Raw genomic sequence first — 17,973 nt, 5'->3', positions numbered from 1 at the left:
GGAACTTCCATGATGGAACGTGAAGAAACCAGAAATCTCGAAACCATTCCGGTTGGCTCCCTGGGGATTATCCCGTTAAGGGGTTGCGAATCCCTTGCACAGAGAGTTGACCAGTATCTTGTAAGATGGCGCACCCAGCGCGAGAGCGAGCACAAAGACAGCCTTGCCTTTGCAGGCTACCAGCGTGACTCCTACATTTTAAAAAGCAAGGTGCCGCGTTTTGGTTCCGGCGAAGCCAAGGGCGTTATTCTGGAATCTGTCCGCGGTACGGATCTGTATCTGCTGGTTGACGTAACCAACTACAGCCAGACCTATTCCCTCTGCGGTCATGAAAACCATATGTCTCCTGACGATCATTATCAGGATCTGAAGCGTATCATCGCTGCTGTCGGCGGTAAAGCAAGAAGAATTACCGTTATCATGCCTTTCCTTTATGAAAGTCGCCAGCACAAGCGCACCGCACGGGAATCCTTGGACTGCGCACTCGCTCTGCAGGAGCTGGTAAAGATGGGCGTCGATAACATCATCACCTTTGATGCCCATGACCCGAGAGTCCAGAACTCCATCCCGTTAAACGGTTTCGAAACCGTTCAGGCTTCTTATCAGTTCATCAAAAACCTGCTGCGCACCGAGCCCGACCTGCAGATCGATTCCAACCACATGATGGTTATCAGCCCGGATGAAGGCGGTATGGGACGTGCAATTTACATTGCAAACGTACTCGGTCTGGATATGGGTATGTTCTATAAGAGAAGAGACTACACCAGAGTTGTTAACGGACGAAATCCGATCGTTGCTCACGAATTCCTGGGTACCAGCGTAGAAGGCAAGGATATGATCATCATCGATGACATGATTTCCTCCGGCGAAAGCGTACTCGAAGTTGCATCCGCATTAAAGCAGCGCGGTGCCCGTAAGATCTTCATCTGCACCACCTTCGGTCTGTTCACAAGCGGTATGGAGAAATTCGACAAGGCTTATGCATGCGGCAATATCAACCGTGTCCTGACCACCAACCTGATTTATCAGCCTGAAGAGCTGTTAAAGCGGGAGTGGTACGTCAACTGTGATATGAGCAAATACGTTGCTTATCTGATCGATACCTTGAACCATGATACTTCCATCAGCGATCTGCTCGATCCCAACGATAAGATCCAGGCTGCTGTCGCAAAGTATAAAAAAGGACTGGCTTTAGATAACGACGACTGAGTCAGATAAAAAATTGAGCTGAACAATATTGTTCAGCTCCTATTTTTTCTGTGCAAAATGTCTCTAAATGGAGGATTTATGAAAATCGTAGTAATTGACGGTCAGGGCGGCAGAATCGGCAGTCTTGTGACTGCCCGCCTCCGTAAAGAGCAGCTGCCCAACTGTGAACTGTATGCCATTGGCACCAACGCAACCGCAACCGCTGCCATGCTCAAAGCCGGGGCTGACTTCGGTGCAACCGGAGAAAATCCCGTGCTTGTTGCCTGCCGGGATGCGGATTTTATCATCGGTCCCCTCGGCATTTTGTCCGCAGACTCCCTGCTTGGGGAAGTGACGCCCGCCATGGCAGTCGCCGTCGGACAGAGCCATGCCCAGAAGCTTTTGCTTCCGGTCAACCGCTGCAACAACCACATCATCGGAACCGCCGATCTGTCCGTATCCCAGCTGATCGACGAAACGATCAAGTTTCTGAAAAAGAGTCTTTAAAGCAACAATAGAATGCACGCTCTGCGAGCATTCTATTGTCATGAATAAAAGTTACAGTTCACTCGTGGTTTTTGCGAATGGTGCGAGTGAACTGTAACATTTTTTCTTTTATCCCACAATTCTCCGAATTGTCAGAATCGGCTTATAATTCGCATATCCATACTTAATTCCTGTTCTCGCTGTGCTGGCATGCACGATTCGTCCGCCGCCCAGATACAGCGCCACATGGCCTGCATAGCAGACGATGTCGCCTGCCTGAGCAGCTTCATAGGAAACCTCGCGTCCTGCACTTCTCATAGCAGCAGAGTTTCTCGGCAGGCCGTATCCATACTGCCTGTACACTGCCCAGATAAATCCGGAGCAGTCCGCACCGTTTGTCAGGCTCGTTCCGCCCGCTACATACGGGTTTCCGACGAACTGGCAGGCATACGCCGCAATGTCGCTTCCACTCGATCCGCTCGCAGGAGGAACGGTCTTTAAGCCGCCCGAAGAACTGCCGGAGCTGCTGCCTGAGGAAGAGGAGCTGTCGGAGCTGCTTGAGCGATTGGAGCTACTGTCAGAAGCGCCGGAATCGCTGCTCTTTGCAGCTTTTTCTTTCGCCTCGGCTTCCGCCTTTGCTTTTTCTTCCGCCGCTTTTTTCGCAGCCTCCTCGGCTTTCCGGCGCTCTTCCTCGGCCTTGATGATTGCGTTTTCTTCCTCGTCCAGCTTTGCCAGCTCGGAATTCTGCTGTTTGATTAACGCTTTATATGCCGCAGCTTCCTGCTTCGCTTTCGCAATCTGCGCGTCGAAATCGTTCGACTGGGTCTTTTTCTCATCGATCATCTGCTGCATGGAAGCCTGTTCCTCTTCCAGCTCATATTTCTGCGTTTCCAGGTCGCTCTTTTTATCTTCCAAATCGTTCTTTTTCTGTGCAACCTCTTCTTTAATCAGGATGTAGCGGTTGAGCATCTGTTTATCGTACTCATACAGCTTCTCCACATAATTCGCCTGATTGAGCATGCCGCTCCAGTTGGAGGCGTTGCTCAGGATCTCGATATAGCTGGTATCGCCCTTTTCATACAGGTAACGGAGACGCTTCTTCATTGCAAGATACTGTGCATCCTCCTGCGCCTTCGCCGCATCATAGTCCTCCTGCGCCTTTACGATCTGCTTTTCGGTATCGCTGATCTGATCCTGCATCAGACTTACGCTGGCGATGACCTCTACCAGCTGGGAATCCAGCTCCTGTATTTCTTCCTCCAAAGCGTCCTGCTGCCCTTCCAGACTGCTGACCTTGCTCTGGCTCTGCTTATACTGACTCTGCGTGCCCTGCTGCTCGCTCTTTTTCTGTTCCCGTTCCTGCTGAATTTCTTCCCGTGTCTTTGCCTGCACATAGACAGGCTGTATTCCGATCGCTGCCGCAAGCATAACTGCTGCTATTTTTTTCCAGTGATGATTTCCCATCCGTATCTTCCTTTTTCTGTATTCTGGTACAGCGTTTCGTAAATAACTATACCAATCGCGTAGGATGTGGATTCGAGTGTGCAGGTATAAAAACGCAGGCGTAGCGGGCTACGCTGAGGCTTTTATACCTGTGCAATCGGATTCACAGGCAAGTGAGTGGTATAGTTATTTCGAAAACGATGTACTAGTTTTCACTTTATACAGTATACAACAAAAAAAGAGCAGGATAAACCCAAAAGTTCATCCCGCTCGACAATATTTTTATTCCAGTTCACTTGTGGTTTCTTGTAGGCGGATTCCATGCTCGCATGAGAATCTGTGTACAAGAAACCACGAAGAGAGCGCCATTTTATGAGCAAAAATGAGCTGCGAAGCAGCGGAAAGCATCGAGGATGCGCTTTTGCGAATGGCGCGGGTGAACTGTAACATTTTATTCCAGTTCACTGGAATTATAATTCGCAGTTCTTTACCGTTCTCGGGAAAGGAATGACGTCGCGAATGTTGCCCATACCGGTCAGATACATAACACAGCGCTCAAATCCAAGACCAAAGCCCGCATGGCTTGCGGAGCCGTATTTTCTCAGATCCAGATAGAAGCCGTAATCCTCTTTGTTCAGCCCAAGCTCGTCCATGCGCTGTTCCAGAAGCTCGAGGCTATCCTCTCTCTGGCTGCCGCCGATGATCTCGCCGATGCCGGGAACCAGACAGTCCATAGCGGCAACGGTCTTGCCATCCTCATTTAACTTCATATAGAATGCCTTGATTTCCTTCGGATAGTCTGTTACAAATACCGGACGCTTGAACACCTTCTCCGTCAGATAACGCTCGTGTTCGGTCTGCAGGTCGCAGCCCCAGTATACTTTATAATCGAATTCGTCGTTGTGCTCTTCCAAAATCTTGATCGCCTCGGTATAGGTCACATGTCCGAAATCGGAGTTCAATACATGGTTCAGTCTTTCCAGAAGTCCCTTATCCACAAAGCTGTTGAAGAAATTCATCTCTTCCGGAGCATGCTCCAGCACATAACGGATAATGTATTTGAGCATGGATTCTGCCAGTACCATGTCGTCCTTTAAGTCCGCAAATGCGATTTCCGGCTCGATCATCCAGAACTCAGCCGCATGGCGGGTGGTATTGGAGTTTTCTGCGCGGAAGGTCGGTCCGAACGTATAAATGTTCTTAAACGCCATCGCATAGGTTTCGCCGTTTAACTGTCCGCTTACGGTCAGGTTGGTAGGTTTGCAGAAGAAGTCCTGGGAATAATCCACAGTACCGTCTTCGTTTTTCGGAACGTTGTTCAAATCCAGGGTTGTAACCTGGAACATTTCGCCTGCGCCCTCGCAGTCGCTTCCGGTAATCAGAGGAGTGTGCACATAGACGAAATCTCTCTCCTGGAAGAACTGATGAATCGCATAAGCGATCAGGGAACGAACTCTGAACACTGCCTGGAACGTATTGGTTCTGGGACGCAGATGTGCAATGGTACGCAGATATTCAAAGCTGTGACGCTTCTTCTGCAGCGGGTAATCCGGTCCGCATGCACCTTCCACTACAACCTCGTCTGCCTGCATCTCAAAGGGCTGTTTTGCACCGGGCGTCTCTAAAATCGTACCTGTTACAATGACAGCTGCTCCGACGCCGATTTTGGCAATATCGGCATAATTATCCAGCTTGTCTGCTGCGTATACAACCTGCAGCGGTTCAAAAAAGGTACCGTCATTTACAACCAGGAATCCAAAATTTTTAGAATCCCGGTTGCTTCTTACCCAGCCGCCTACTGTCACCTTCTGGCCGGCAAACTGTTCTTTTTCTCTGAATAACTGTCTTACACTTGTCAGTTCCATGCTCTCTCTCCTCACTCGCCTCGTGCGTCAGCTGTGCCCTGGCTTATTCTGCTTCGGTCGCTGTCTCTGTTGTTGTCTCGGTTTCAGTTTCTGTTGTCTCTTCGGTCGCTTCCTCTGTGGACGCCTCTGTTTCGGTTACGTTCGCATTCTCAATCAGATACTTGGTTACCTTTTCAGACATCAGATATTCTTTGTAGCCGCGCAGGTCGCCAATCGCTTCCTGATAAGCGTCTACGGAATCATAACCATATTCGGATGCGCTGCTTTCCAGATCTGCCTGCAGCTCTTCATCGGTTAAGGTCAGACCTTCTTTTTCTGCGATCGCCTGCATAACCATAATCTGCTCTGCTGCGCTTTGTGCAGATTTCTGAAGCTCGTCTTCATATTCATCCGCAGCCAGACCGTAGCTGTATGACATAAAGGTCTCCAGATCGATTCCATACATGCTTGCAGTAGCGGTCAGGTTCTTAACCAGACGGTCATAATAGCGGCTTACCATCTCTTCGGGAGTTTCCTTGAAGGTTGCATTTGCCGTTACCGCCTCCAGAACATTTCTTTCCAGCTCTGTTTCCTGCTGGCTCTTGGCAGAGCTCATCAGGTTATCATAAACGTACTGACGATATTCTGCTACTGTGCTTACGCCGTCAATATTGCGGGCTGCTACGAAAGCATCGTCCAGAACCGCGTCAGTTTCTTCATAAACATGATTTACCGTTACCGTGAATACAACGTCTGCACCGGCAAGGTCTGTATTGCTGTAATCCTCCGGGAAGGTAAGGTTTAAATCCTTTGTCTCATCCTTCTTCATGCCGATCACGCCGTCTTCAAAGCCGTCGATAAAGGTATTGGAGCCGATGGTCAGCTCGTAGCTGTCGGAAGAACCGCCGTCAAACTCTACACCGTCCTTTTTGCCGACATATTTGATATCAACAACATCGCCATCCTTTACAGCACGGTCTACTTCTTCTTTATTCTTGTTGCTGTCCAAAACACTCTGAATGTACTGATCCACCATCTCGTCAGTTACTTCTGCCTTGGTAACCGTAACATCGACGCCCTTGTAATCACCCAGCTCTACAAAGTCGCCAAGGTTGATACCATCCAGATATGCTTCATCCGGGTATACCTTGGTTTCACTTTCGGTTTCTGTTGCTGCTTCTGTCTCAGCTGCAGTGCTTTCCTGCACAGTACTCTCCTGCTGTACATCTGCCTTGCCGCAGCCTGCCAGCATCATGGCAGACAGAGACACTGCCGTAACGGCTGTCATAAATTTTTTCATAAATTGATCTCCTCATCATCTTACGGACATAAAATCCATAGTAAATAGAATTGCAATATCCTATATATTATCACACTTGGCGGGCTGTTACAAGACCGGAGACAGCAGTCTGCTGATTTGCTCCTTAAACCGGATCCAGACAGATCTGCTCTTGTACATTTCCTTTGTGATCCGCGTACAGCACTTTAAGTCTTCCCGGAAAATCCGTTCCATTTCCCCTGCGATATTCTGGTCAAAAATCATGGCATTAACCTCAAAGTTGAGTGCGAAGCTCCGAATATCCATGTTCGCTGTTCCGTAGCAGCACGCCTTTCCGTCAATGGACAATCCTTTTGCATGTAAAAAACCATTATCATAGGTGTAGCAGTTCGCCCCTGCCATGATCAGCTCGCCGACATAGGAAAGTGTCGCCCAATACACAAATGGATGGTCCGGCTTGCACGGAAACATCAGATTGACCTCCACGCCGGACATCGTTGCCATCAGAAGTGCCGTCTGGATCGATTCATCCGGTATAAAATATGGCGTCTGGATGTAAATGCTCTTTTTTGCCTTGTGGATCAGCCGCAGGTAATTGTCCCGGATACTCTGGAGTTCGGAGTCCGGTCCGCTGGAAATGATTTGCATTTTGACATTGCCGGCTTTTTCTTCCGGCAGGATGAAATACTTCGGATTTTCAAACAGATTCTCCCTCGCTGCATAGTCCCAGTCCTGAATATAGCGCAGCAAAAGTCCACCGACTGCGCTGCCGCAGATTCTCAGATGGGTATCCCGCCAGTGCCCGAACTTCGGATCCAGTCCGATATACTCTTTGCCAATATTAAAGCCGCCGACATAAGCCACTTTTCCGTCGATAACTGCAATTTTTCTGTGATTTCTGTAGTTTACACGCAGATGCAGTCTGCCAAACAGAGCCGGGAAAAAGACCGCAACATGGATGCCCTGCTTTTCCATTTCTTTCCAAAAGTGCTTTCCAACGCTCCGACAACCCATCGCATCATACAAGATCCGAATTTCTACACCCTGTGCCGCTTTTTCCAGCAGTGCCTCCCGAATTCTCTGGAAGAGCACGTCATCTTTTATGATGTAATATTGTAAAAAAATATATGATCCCGCATTTTTAATATCCTCGATCAGAGCATCGAATTTGTCGTTGCCGTCGGTGAAAATCTCTACCGCATTGTCTCCGGAAATCATGCATCCGGCACTTTCCAGGTTAAAAAAGACCAGATCCGAAAAATCCTTCAAATCCGGGTTTTCCTGCTCCAGCTCGCGGCTTTTGACGCTGTATTCCTGGCGGCGCACCGCATCGTTTATCTGCTCCTCGATTCCTTTGATCTTGAACATCTTCCGTTTGTGCATGTCCGTCCCGGCGAGAAGATACATTAAAAATCCCAGACCCGGCAGCACATTCAACGCCAGCAGCCACGCCCACGCTGACTTTGCTTCCTTTCTCTGGAAGAAAATAATAATAATCGCAAGAACCAGATTGATCCATACCATATGTGCCCATGTGTAGCGGAATACTTCCTGAAATGTTTGCCAAAACTGCACCCACGTCGTCATTACTGCCTGTTCCTTCCTGTCAGCAGCGCCGAAGGCGGCGCTGTCCTCATTCACCAATGCTCGCGGACTCGCGCTCCGCGCTTCCTTGCCTGCTTCGCAGGCCGTCCGCTCGCTATCCGCACGAGAAAAACGTTACTGTTCACCCGCGCCATTCGCAAAACCGCGTCTTCGGCGTCGCTTGTTTTTCTTTCGTGCTGGATACATTATACCCCAGGTGGCTATTAACTTCAACAAAACTCCTTGTACAATACCGTAAATTCTGCTAGAATGTTCTATAAGAATGCTAAGCGGACACACCGTACAGACAGCGCCGCTGTGCAGTACAAAGAAAGAGGAGGATTCACCACTATGAAAACCTGGGCAGTGGTATTGCTGGTCATCCTTGCCATTCTGATCGTCGCAGTCGTTGTTCTTTATTTTCTTGGAAGAAAGATGCAGAAAAAACAGGAAGAACAGCAGCAGCAGATTGAAGCCTATAAGCAGAATGTGACCATGCTTGTAATTGACAAGAAAATCATGAAGCTCAAAGAAGCCGGACTTCCGCAGTCAGTCATCGACAATACGCCGAAGATGATGCGCCGTTCCAAGCTTCCGATTGTCAAGGCAAAAGTCGGTCCGCAGATCGTTACCTTAGTCTGTGACCAGAAGATTTTCGACCTGGTTCCTGTGAAAAAAGAAGTCAAGGCAACCGTCAGCGGCATCTACTTAACAAGTGTTAAGGCAGTCCGCGGAACGCTGGTACAGCCCGAGAATCAGAAAAAGAAGAACTGGTTCAAGAGAAACATCGAAAAACTGCAGGAAAAAGCAGGCGCAAAGCCTGTAAAATAAATTCGTTACAGTTCACTCGTACCTTTTTGTAAGCAGATTTCATGCTCGCATGAAAATCTGCTTACAAAAAGGTACGGAGGGAGCGCCACTTTATGAGCAAAAATGAGCTGCGAAGCAGCGGAGAGCGTCGAAGACGCGCTTTTGCGAATGGCGCGAGTGAACTGTAATATAAATTCCGAACGCAAAACGCCGTAGCATCCTCTCAATAGAGATTGATGTTACGGCGTTTTTTCACCCCACTCCCCGCAGCTTCATCGTCCAGCCGTGCACGCGGCGCACGGTTTTGGGCGCAATTGTCAGAAGCGTCAGATAGGTTCTGCTCTTTTTATCCAGCAGCGGATTTTTCCGCGTATCCGAAAAATGCCCGCGCAGATACTGCTTTACCGATTTGTAAAACACATCCGTATCCACCATCCGTCCCACCGGGATGTGCAGCAGATAATCCAGGCGCTGAACGAGTGCGAAGCGCACCGCATATTCCCGAAGCTCCGGGTAGCGCTCCCGGGTCAGCTGCTCCATATAATCCGCATTTTCTACGATATCCTCAAACACTCTCGAAAAATCGTTTTTATCTTTCCGGCGCGTATTGCTCCCGATCCGGTAAAAAACGTGATACAGCTGCTCCGGCAAGATCCGCACCCTTTCGCCCTCACATAAAAGCTCAACCAGCAGGCGGAAATCCTCATTTAACTTTCCCTCCGGGAAGCGGTGACCTTCAAACAGGCTCTTTTTGATCAGCTTCGTACAGAACGAGCAATCGCCCTGATGCAGCAGCAGCGTTTTCAGAAAATCTTCTGCCGTGCAGGTAACTTCCTGTTCCGGCGGCGTACAGACGTCCGGTCTTTTGTGGTAATCCTCGTCAATCTCATCCCGCGAAGCCTGCGCAATTGAAGTGCCTGCAGCGGTCGCAGCTTCATACAGCCTTTCATACATCTGCGGCTCGATCCAGTCGTCGCTGTCCACAAACCCGATCCATTTTCCCTTTGCCATACTGATTCCAAGGTTTCGCGCGCTGGAAGAACCGCCGTTCGGCTTATGGAAAACCCGGATTCTGTCATCTTTTTCGGCAAGCAGGTCGCACAGCTTTCCGGTTCCGTCCGTCGAACCGTCATCCACCAGCAGGATCTCAAGATTTTTCCAGGTCTGGGCGCAGATGCTGTTGACGCATCGCTCCAGACAGTCCAGGATATTGTAGACCGGCACGATCACGCTGATCAGGCAGTTTTGTTCTGTTTTATTCTCCATCCAATGTTCCCTCATTATAGCTCCAGCGTGCGGAAAGCTTCGGCGCGGCAGAGAGCGGTCCATCCTCCCACTCCGGCAGCTTTCCGGCTTTCCAGCCTTCATAAAATTCCAGGCAGCGCTGCGCCGCACATTCTGCATTCCATTTTTCTGTAATCGTCCGGTATGCCTCTTTTCCGAGCTCTGTGATCTGCTCCGGCTGTGCGCACAGCTCCAATACCGTCCGCTCAAAGGCTTCATAAGAGCCGTCCGGGTAGCTTTTGCCGTTTACGCCGTCCTCAATCAAAAACGGGACCGCGCCGATCTGACGGTTTGCCACCACACAACAGCCGCTGTTCATCGCCTCACTGACTACTGCGCCCCAGCCTTCCAGATAGTTGCTCGTAAACACATGCAGCTGACAGCGTTTCATCAGGTTTCGAACCTCCTGCGGCTTTAAAAATCCATGAAAAACGATTTTCTCTGCCACTCCGAGTGCTGCTGCTTCCTGCTTCAGCGCCTCTTCCATCGGACCGCCTCCCGCAAAGTGCAGCTCAAACGAATACCCCTGTTCCTGTAATTTTCCAGCCAACTTCACTGCAAACTCCGGATGCTTTAACGAAATCATACGTCCCGCCCAGACGATTTGCAGTTTATCCGTATTCTTTTTGGCAAACAATTCCTCCTGCGGACAGCGCAGCGTCTCCGGAAAATAGCCGAATTTCAGCTTTTTCCCGGGATAAGCCCCGATCAGTGAAAAATCCGACGCCACATATGCGCCGCAGCATAAAAGCCACACCGGCTGTTTCCGAAATCGGATATGTTCTTTATATTTTGCAAGCAAACCCTTCGGAGAGATCGCTTTCCACTGCCCCTCGCGGTAAATCCGCTCGCTCACCCGAAACGTCAGTTTCCCCGAGGAAAGCCGCGGTAAAACCAGATCCAGCCGCTTCGTCCAGCCTGCAAACACCAGATCCGCTTCCTCGATCAGCTTCCGGCAGCGTTCTTCCTCCTGATCCGCCCAAACAACATATGGCAGAGTCGCTGCATCCAGTCCCCAGCCCATCGCAATCCGTTCTTCTTCCATCGGCTCGGTCTGGATGAAATGGTAATCGTCCCCCAGTTGTTCATACAATGCGTTGGAAAACGGAATCTGATGATGATTGATATAATTGGAAATAAAAACAGCCTTCACGTTTTCCTCCATTCCCGCTTTCCTGCTCCGGTCAGCAGCTTCGTTCATTCGATATTTTGATAAATTTCTATCAGTTTTTGATAATTATTTTCACCGTTGTAAAGCTTCGCCGCAGTCTCCCGTTCCGAAGCCGACAACTCCTTTGCCAGCTGTTTATCTGTCAGAATCCGGCTGACGCACGCGGCAAGCTCGTGTATGTTTCCTTTTTCAAACAACAGACCACTTACGCCGTCTTTTACAACATCCGGGATTCCTCCGGTTCTGCTCGCCGCCACGGGCACGCCAAGAAGCTGCCCTTCTGCCACGGAATTCGGGGAATTTTCCACCGCAGACGGACACACAAATATCTGCGCGGACAAATATTCCCGCTTCATCTCCTCCGCGGAAAGATTTCCCAGCACACGCACTTTTCCTTCGAGGCGATTCTTCAAAATCAGCCTGCGCAGATATTTTCCATATGCCGGAATCTTGATTCTGCTCTTTATTCCGTTTACACCGAGCACGCTGATGCCCGCCACCTTGATATGCGCCTCGGGACAGTTTTGCAGGATTTCCTGCATCGCCTGCAACAAATAATGGAAGCCCTTTAACGGGTAATCTCCCTGACTGATAAAGATTTCTCCGGGCACAGTGTTTTCAATTTCCCAGCATCCGCTGTAGAACTGTGGGCGCATTGTCTCGTTCATGGTATGATAAACAAGGGATGGATTTATCTCCAAACTGATCGTTTTATCGAATGTCGTCCGTCCCGTTACATGTCCGACTGACAACAGGAGTTTTTTCTCGTTTTCCGCGCGCTGATAAAACTTTTCCTGCTGCTGCCGGATGCTGTCCTTTTTTAAAATATCTCGCAGTGTCCTGCTGTTCTGTACATTTTCCGGGAGATCTGCCATGTAGTTGTCCGCACAGGAAATACAAAGCCCCTGCAAGCCCACAAGCGTCCGCTCCGGTCTGTGAAATACTTTCGCACAGGCATAGCCATGCGGGAACTCCGTCCCGAAGATATGCACCAGATCCGGCTGAAAGTCCTCTAAAATCTGCAAAAAACGCGCTTCCATCGCGCTGTCATAGCGCTCCGGGTGCTCCAAAGCCTCTGCAAAGCCATAGCAGGCGACTTCTTTTTTATAGCTGCCAAGCTGCAGACGCTGCGATAGCTCCTCCCTGCCCGGTGCAACCGGAAATGCGATGCCGAGCGTCAGTGCAGCCGCAGTTTCGGCTCCCTGCTGCCGTCCGCCGGGCGATGCAGCGCTGTCTGTCACGTCCGCTGTGCTCAGCTCTGCGCCGTTCTCCGTCTCCAGATACCGCCCCAGTATCCCGGACAGCCAGCCCTCCCGCACGCTATACTCCTGCGAAAGCGCCTGCGCGATTACCGGGAGCATGATATTGCATACCCATAATACTCTCATTTCCGATTCTCCCCCGGTTCGTCCTTATGGCCGCACCTTCCGTAAATTTTCGCCTTGATCCCGTTGTACCACTCGGAATATTTTTCGTCCTCTGCAAGCTTTGTCCGAAGCGGTGCCAGTGTCAGAAGCATCAGCAGCTTATAACGCAGCGCCTTGTCGCGTCCGAGATAGCGTTTCGTGATTTCGGCATGCTCTTTTTCGGAAATCCGACGGTTCTCCCTTGTCTCGGAAAAGCCCCCGCCCTCGTAATCCGCAACAATCATCTCCACATAAACCGCTTCCGCTTTCCGATCGTAAATACAGTACAGGAAATGCTCATAATCCGCGCGGACACGGTATTTTACGTCATAACCACGCTCTGCAAACAGACGGACGTCGTAAAAGCAAACCTGATGACAGGGCACATTTCTGTAACAGGTAAAATCATTGACCTCCGGTGCAGAATAGATCACGCTGCCCCACGCCTCATGATATTGATTTCCATAAAAAATCCGCTCTTTTTCCTTATGTCCCAGGCCTTCCCCGTCGGCTCCCCTGCCGCGCTTGCGCTCAATCACAGCTGCAAGCCGTTCCAGCACCATATCGTCGTGTAAAAGATCTCCGCAATTTAAAAACTGGACAAACTGACCGGTCACATAGGACATCGCCTGATTCATCGCGTCATAAATCCCACTGTCCGGTCTTGTATAAACCCGGATTCTGCTGTCCGCCGGAAGTTGTTCCAGGGAGCCGTCCGTCGAACCGCCGTCCTTTACCACAATTTCATAATTTCCGTATTTCTGGTTCAATACGCTCTGCACCGTCTTCAACAGCTTTTCACCGGGGTTTAAGCATACTACCACAATGCTAAAAGAAATCTGCGCCATTGATCCACTCCTTATCCGTAAAAATCCAGGTCTTATAGGGAAGCACGCGCATCCCGCTTCCGGATGCCGTTTTTAAAAACCACAAAAAATACCCCAGGCATACGATCCCCACAAGTACTGTTAAAATATTTTTCCGCTTCCGGTTCTCCACGCAGCCAAGCAGTCCCGGAACGAGCAGCAGCTGCGGCGTAATCATATAATAGGACATTCTCGATACCAGTGGCAAAAACGAACCGCAGGTATAAAACAGCAGTCCGAAAAAATTTAATTTCAGGCAGAAACGGTTCTGCTCCTTTTCCATTCCACACCTGCCAACCACTGCCGCCAGCATAAAAACGAGCACGCACCGGAGGATTCCGGACGCATTCGCTTTCAGACCGATATCCTGTGACAGATATACGGTGTCCCTGTATGTAGGATACCACGTCAGCGCCAGATTTAAAAGCGGACGCTGGAAAACAAAACCGATCCCTCCGATCACAGTCAGCGCCGGCGCGATCCATTTTTTCCACGGAAGCACAGCCAACAAATACAGCGGAAGCACCATCAGAACAGATTTATGAAACAGCGCCGCAATGCCAATCCAGATCACGAAACAGCCATACTGCCTGCGCAGTACAAACCGGATTCCATACAGTGCTGCCGCAAGTGCCAGATAATAACGCACCGTCGTAAATGTCCGAAAATATACGCCCAGCAGCATGAACATCGCGAAGCTCTGCCAGAAGCAGTCACTCTGCTCATACAACGCCTTTAAAAACAAAAAAGCCGTAACCGCGCCGAACACCGCGAATACCAGCAGATAATTTTCATACCCGGAAAGTGTATAAATCAACCATACCACGAAATTGAATCCGGCTTCCGTCACCACATACGCCTGATCGGTTCCCGCCCAGATTTCGTGGAAATTCTCGACATATTTGCCGTAATCGTTACCGACCTCCAGACGCAGCGCACTCACGCCCGCCAGAATCAGGAAAATAGCAGCGAGACACACGATGTCGAAGGCGCGGCGTCGGGAAACGCCCGCCGGAAACAAGCCGCCGCCGGATGATGGGATGCCGCGGGCGCGCCTGCCATTCCCGGATGCCGCACTCTCGGCGGCTTGTCCAGCGCACCGCACTACACCGCCTGCCTCCTGCCCCGAGCGCGTCCAGACCGCGTCCATCAGCCCCGCGAGCGCAATCGTAACCGCTGTAATCAGAAAATAAAATACCATTTACAGCCCTCCCTTTGCGTCGCGGATTCCGGACAGAAGCGCTTTTTTCGCCTCATCAAAGGTCAGCCCCTCCGGGCAGCTCTCAGAATTCATATTGGATTTATTTTTCAGCAGAAACCGAAATCCCATCACCGCCGCCAGCTTTCCGTACAGCACATGATACAAAACGCCCCTGTCGTGAAAAAATTTGCGGTCAAAGCCGAAAAACCATGTTGACGGTCTGGGCTGTTCTTCTCCGATTTCGACCGGAATACTGTAGACTTTCAGCCCGGCTTTCAGGCAGTCGTGGATAAACAAGCTGTCCTCTCCATTTGCATATTTCGCGCCGCCTCCGAACAACAACGAATAGGTCAGATTCTTTTCGTGCATCTTCGCCGTGCGCAGCGCAAAGCTGTATGCCGGATAACGACCGCAGTTATACCACCTCACCCGCTTATAAAACGAATTCCAGTAGGTAAAGCGGCTCTCCTGCACGCGCACATTGAATAACAGCATGTCCGCCTCCGGATGCTGCTCAAACCCTTCGATAATCCGCTCAGCTGCACCGTCGTCATAAACGATATCTTCATCAGAAAAGAGGCACAGGTCGGCGTCCGCACGCAGAAGCGCGTTGTTGCGCGACAGCCCGACACCCCGCTCCGCCAGATGATAGCAGCGGATCCGATGACCGTCCTGCGTCCATTCCTCGTAACGGTTTTCGTTACACTGATTGATGAGAATTGCATCCGCCTGCAGATTCATTTTCTCTGCCAGCGACTTGACCTCCTGATTCAGGGAGGAAACCAGAATCTGCAGTTTCATGAGCCGTCTCCTTTGTTTCTTGTAATCGTGCGCCAGTTCACCCGCGCCATTCGCAATACAATAGAATGCACGCTCCGCGGACATTCTATTGTCATGAATCGCATCTTCGATGCTTTCCGCTGCTTCGCAGCTCCTTTTTGCTCATAAAATGGGCGCTCCCTTCGTAGCAGTCTGTAGGCAAATTCTCATGCGAGCATGGAATCTGCCTACAGGCTGCCACGAGTGAACTGGCAGCCTACACTCTGTAGTACGCGTGCAAAAACCGTGCGTCCGCGTCCGTGAGGATCACGCCCACAACCGCGATCTCCCGCTGAGCAAGCAAATCAAGGGCAAGTCCGAGTTTTTTAATACAGGGTGTGTTCCAGCGAACCAAAAGGATAAGCGGAATTTTTCCTTCTTCTCCAAGCCCCATCGTCCCGGAAATCACCGTGTCCAGCGAAATTTCCTGAAAAGCGGTCTGAGACGCTTTGGCTCTCAGCTGCGCATCCAGAAGCGCACCGAACTGTTCATCAGGCTTTGCCGTGCGGTAGCCCAGAACCGGGATTGCGCAGCGTTTTTCCACGTCTGAGCTGAGCAAAACGGAATCGTCCAGAACATACCAGACTGCCACGCCCAGGATTCCTACAAGCAGTCCGAGCACCAGACCGAGTGCCGCCGCATTTTTCACTTTATTTTCCGGAAGCACCGCCTGTGCAGAAACGGTTTTCCATACTTCAATTGCCGTCAGACCGCGTCCCTGCATCGTCTGTCCAAATGCCGTCATCGCGCGGTTATAAGCCGCCGCAATCCGGTCGGAAAGCGCTGCGTCCCCAGTCGTAAAGTACGCTGTCAGAAATTCCGGGTCGGACACGATTTCCGTGCTGATTGAAGCCTCAATCACGGACCGTTCCACGTCCGGCAGCTGCAAAAGCACCGTATCCATCACACGGTCGGAGCGCATCATATCCCCCCAGGTATAGGCGTTATATTCGTTGATAAATTCTTTTAAAACCTCGTCATCCTCGTCGATGTCATAGACGATCGAATATAAAACCTCCGACCGATACTGCTTCGGCCCCATCGTCAGCTGCCGCACACCAAGATAAATCCCCGCAGCAAAAACAGCGCCAGCCAAAGCTGCCGCCAGACAGATCCATATTTTATGAATACAACAGAGGGCAAAGCGTTTTTCGTCCATGCCCTCTTTCCAAAATGCTTCATCTCTTTTCAGAGGCATTATTTTTCTTCCTCCTGCACCTGTTTTTTCATGGCGGTCACCTGCTTCTCGTCCACGCCCTCCGTGCTGTCGGGCGTAAACAGGATTTTCAATGTCAGAAGCATCAGCTTCAAATCCAGCCATACGGAATAATTCTCAATATAAAACAGATCCAGCTTCAGCTTGTCATAGGGCGTTGTATTGTACTTTCCGTATACCTGCGCATATCCCGCAAGCCCGGCCTTCACTCTGGTACGGTATGCGAACTCCGGCATTTCTTCTATATATTCGCGGATGATCTGCGGCCGCTCCGGTCTGGGACCGATAAAGGACATCTCGCCCTTTAAAATGTTGAACAGCTGCGGCAGCTCGTCGATACGAACCGCACGGATAAATTTGCCGACCGGTGTAATCCGGGAATCGTTTTTGGCGGCAAGCCGCGCCACACCGTCCTTTTCTGCATCCACGCGCATACTGCGGAATTTCAGGATATAAAATTCTTTCGCATCCTTCGTGCAGCGGACCTGCTTGTACAGCACAGGACCTTTATCATACAGCTTGATCACCACCGCCGTAAGCAGCATGATCGGCGATGTCACAACAATCAGGACCAGCGAACATACTACATCGATAAACCGTTTTGCAATTCTCTGTTCTACGTTCAGCGCATATTCCCTCGTCAGCAGAATCGGCGTATCAAACAAGTGCAGCTGCTCGCTTCCCTTTACCAGCACATCCGGAATCTTCGGCATCATATAAACGCGGATTGAATGGCTGTAGCAATATTTGAGCAGAACGTTTCTGTCCATCGTATGAATATCCCAGAGAACGACCGCATCATATTTTCCGACCTCGCGGATCACCGCATCGTATCCCTCTTTGATGTTCATGCACTTTGCAACATGATATTTATCCTTCCGTCCTGCAAATTTCCCAAGGATATCCTCTACCGGGCGCTCACCGTGCACCAAAAGCAGCTCCCGCGGAGGAAACGCGCGACGGTAAATCAGATTACACAGCCAGCCCCACAGCCCTGCAAACACCAGCTGATACAGCATCATCGACACCATATGCCCCCCGCCGATGATAAACCAGCCGTACATCAGGGACAGCTGCGCATAGCTGATTACATTGACGCACAGAAGAGAAAACAGCTGAGACAGGAAAATATCCAGCGGTTTCAGATAGCCGATTTTAAGTGCTCCATAAGTATTGGAAAAGAAAAAGAGCAATATGAAATACAGAGCAACAATCAGCAAATGACCGTTTACATTAAAACGGTTATGTGTTTTCCATGCAATATGATGATAATAATAGGCGAACCAGTCGTGCGCATAAAAAGCAGTCAGCACGCACAGCCCAATCAACCCAAGCGCCAGAATAATCAGCCGCTTGACAGAATCGTTTTTCTTCAT

At 50.2% G+C, this 17,973-nt stretch carries 15 protein-coding genes; 3 read left to right on the top strand and 12 right to left on the bottom strand.

The annotated features are described in order from the left end of the window. The first annotated feature begins 9 nt into the window (after window positions 1–9). On the top strand, window positions 10–1,209 hold the full coding sequence (locus tag ACLTOQ_RS06170) for a ribose-phosphate pyrophosphokinase (RefSeq protein WP_021914844.1): 1,200 nt from the start codon (window positions 10–12) through the stop codon (window positions 1,207–1,209). A 78-nt stretch (window positions 1,210–1,287) separates the two neighbouring features. Then, entirely contained in the window at window positions 1,288–1,695 is a 408-nt protein-coding gene (locus ACLTOQ_RS06165) for a DUF3842 family protein (protein ID WP_337425768.1), read from the top strand. Window positions 1,696–1,803: 108 nt separating this feature from the next. Here ACLTOQ_RS06165 and ACLTOQ_RS06160 read toward each other — a convergent pair whose 3' ends face one another. The 4 genes from ACLTOQ_RS06160 to cls form a co-directional block, all read right to left on the bottom strand. Further along, window positions 1,804–3,138: an NlpC/P60 family protein gene (locus ACLTOQ_RS06160; RefSeq protein WP_412319086.1), complete on the bottom strand. Its 1,335-nt coding sequence runs from the start codon at window positions 3,136–3,138 to the stop codon at window positions 1,804–1,806. Window positions 3,139–3,587: 449 nt separating this feature from the next. Continuing rightward, window positions 3,588–4,982 carry an asparagine--tRNA ligase gene (gene asnS, locus ACLTOQ_RS06155; RefSeq protein WP_262585156.1) on the bottom strand — a complete coding sequence of 465 codons (1,395 nt, stop codon included), beginning with the start codon at window positions 4,980–4,982 and terminating at the stop codon, window positions 3,588–3,590. A 43-nt stretch (window positions 4,983–5,025) separates the two neighbouring features. After that, a complete protein-coding gene (gene tig / locus ACLTOQ_RS06150) occupies window positions 5,026–6,261 on the bottom strand; it encodes a trigger factor (protein ID WP_412319085.1) in 1,236 nt (411 codons plus the stop codon). A gap of 87 nt (window positions 6,262–6,348) precedes the next feature. Next, complete coding sequence (gene cls, locus ACLTOQ_RS06145; protein WP_412319084.1) at window positions 6,349–7,827, bottom strand: cardiolipin synthase; 1,479 nt, start codon at window positions 7,825–7,827, stop codon at window positions 6,349–6,351. Between the two features lie 348 nt (window positions 7,828–8,175). Between cls and ACLTOQ_RS06140 the strand changes: the two genes are divergently transcribed. Next, window positions 8,176–8,655, top strand: a complete 480-nt coding sequence (locus ACLTOQ_RS06140) for a hypothetical protein (protein ID WP_021914220.1) — start codon at window positions 8,176–8,178, stop codon at window positions 8,653–8,655. A 231-nt stretch (window positions 8,656–8,886) separates the two neighbouring features. On the opposite strand, the gene ACLTOQ_RS06135 is transcribed toward ACLTOQ_RS06140, so the two are convergent. The 8 genes from ACLTOQ_RS06135 to ACLTOQ_RS06100 form a co-directional block, all read right to left on the bottom strand. After that, a complete protein-coding gene (locus tag ACLTOQ_RS06135) occupies window positions 8,887–9,900 on the bottom strand; it encodes a glycosyltransferase family 2 protein (protein ID WP_337425773.1) in 1,014 nt (337 codons plus the stop codon). Then, window positions 9,890–11,083 carry a glycosyltransferase family 4 protein gene (locus ACLTOQ_RS06130; protein WP_412319083.1) on the bottom strand — a complete coding sequence of 398 codons (1,194 nt, stop codon included), beginning with the start codon at window positions 11,081–11,083 and terminating at the stop codon, window positions 9,890–9,892. Before ACLTOQ_RS06130 ends, ACLTOQ_RS06135 begins: the two co-directional genes overlap by 11 nt. Window positions 11,084–11,115: 32 nt before the next feature. Then, window positions 11,116–12,477 carry a glycosyltransferase gene (locus ACLTOQ_RS06125; protein WP_337425775.1) on the bottom strand — a complete coding sequence of 454 codons (1,362 nt, stop codon included), beginning with the start codon at window positions 12,475–12,477 and terminating at the stop codon, window positions 11,116–11,118. Further along, entirely contained in the window at window positions 12,474–13,343 is an 870-nt protein-coding gene (locus ACLTOQ_RS06120) for a glycosyltransferase (protein WP_337672801.1), read from the bottom strand. Before ACLTOQ_RS06120 ends, ACLTOQ_RS06125 begins: the two co-directional genes overlap by 4 nt. Beyond that, window positions 13,324–14,562: an EpsG family protein gene (locus tag ACLTOQ_RS06115; RefSeq protein ID WP_412319082.1), complete on the bottom strand. Its 1,239-nt coding sequence runs from the start codon at window positions 14,560–14,562 to the stop codon at window positions 13,324–13,326. The genes ACLTOQ_RS06120 and ACLTOQ_RS06115 overlap by 20 nt, the downstream gene beginning before the upstream one ends. Next, the gene (locus ACLTOQ_RS06110) at window positions 14,563–15,363 is read right to left on the bottom strand and encodes a glycosyltransferase (protein WP_337672798.1); all 801 of its coding nucleotides are present in this window, start codon (window positions 15,361–15,363) and stop codon (window positions 14,563–14,565) included. A gap of 235 nt (window positions 15,364–15,598) precedes the next feature. After that, window positions 15,599–16,579 (bottom strand): hypothetical protein, encoded by a 981-nt coding sequence (locus tag ACLTOQ_RS06105; protein WP_412319081.1) that lies wholly within the window; start codon window positions 16,577–16,579, stop codon window positions 15,599–15,601. Beyond that, window positions 16,579–17,973: an exopolysaccharide biosynthesis polyprenyl glycosylphosphotransferase gene (locus tag ACLTOQ_RS06100; RefSeq protein ID WP_412319080.1), complete on the bottom strand. Its 1,395-nt coding sequence runs from the start codon at window positions 17,971–17,973 to the stop codon at window positions 16,579–16,581. The genes ACLTOQ_RS06105 and ACLTOQ_RS06100 overlap by 1 nt, the downstream gene beginning before the upstream one ends.

Origin of the sequence: Gallintestinimicrobium sp., from assembly GCF_046968865.1 — a bacterium.
GTDB classification, from domain to species: Bacteria; Bacillota; Clostridia; order Lachnospirales; family Lachnospiraceae; genus Gallintestinimicrobium; species Gallintestinimicrobium propionicum.
This window is presented reverse-complemented; position numbering and strand designations above follow the sequence as displayed.

Bases quoted from the DNA above. Each gene is read 5' to 3' on its own strand.
- ACLTOQ_RS06170 (WP_021914844.1), top strand. From the start codon at position 10: ATGATGGAACGTGAAGAAACCAGAAATCTCGAAACCATTCCGGTTGGC.
- ACLTOQ_RS06165 (WP_337425768.1), top strand. From the start codon at position 1,288: ATGAAAATCGTAGTAATTGACGGTCAGGGCGGCAGAATCGGCAGTCTT.
- ACLTOQ_RS06160 (WP_412319086.1), bottom strand. From the start codon at position 3,138: ATGGGAAATCATCACTGGAAAAAAATAGCAGCAGTTATGCTTGCGGCA.
- asnS (WP_262585156.1), bottom strand. From the start codon at position 4,982: ATGGAACTGACAAGTGTAAGACAGTTATTCAGAGAAAAAGAACAGTTT.
- tig (WP_412319085.1), bottom strand. From the start codon at position 6,261: ATGAAAAAATTTATGACAGCCGTTACGGCAGTGTCTCTGTCTGCCATG.
- cls (WP_412319084.1), bottom strand. From the start codon at position 7,827: ATGACGACGTGGGTGCAGTTTTGGCAAACATTTCAGGAAGTATTCCGC.
- ACLTOQ_RS06140 (WP_021914220.1), top strand. From the start codon at position 8,176: ATGAAAACCTGGGCAGTGGTATTGCTGGTCATCCTTGCCATTCTGATC.
- ACLTOQ_RS06135 (WP_337425773.1), bottom strand. From the start codon at position 9,900: ATGGAGAATAAAACAGAACAAAACTGCCTGATCAGCGTGATCGTGCCG.
- ACLTOQ_RS06130 (WP_412319083.1), bottom strand. From the start codon at position 11,083: ATGGAGGAAAACGTGAAGGCTGTTTTTATTTCCAATTATATCAATCAT.
- ACLTOQ_RS06125 (WP_337425775.1), bottom strand. From the start codon at position 12,477: ATGAGAGTATTATGGGTATGCAATATCATGCTCCCGGTAATCGCGCAG.
- ACLTOQ_RS06120 (WP_337672801.1), bottom strand. From the start codon at position 13,343: ATGGCGCAGATTTCTTTTAGCATTGTGGTAGTATGCTTAAACCCCGGT.
- ACLTOQ_RS06115 (WP_412319082.1), bottom strand. From the start codon at position 14,562: ATGGTATTTTATTTTCTGATTACAGCGGTTACGATTGCGCTCGCGGGG.
- ACLTOQ_RS06110 (WP_337672798.1), bottom strand. From the start codon at position 15,363: ATGAAACTGCAGATTCTGGTTTCCTCCCTGAATCAGGAGGTCAAGTCG.
- ACLTOQ_RS06105 (WP_412319081.1), bottom strand. From the start codon at position 16,579: ATGCCTCTGAAAAGAGATGAAGCATTTTGGAAAGAGGGCATGGACGAA.
- ACLTOQ_RS06100 (WP_412319080.1), bottom strand. From the start codon at position 17,973: ATGAAGAAAAACGATTCTGTCAAGCGGCTGATTATTCTGGCGCTTGGG.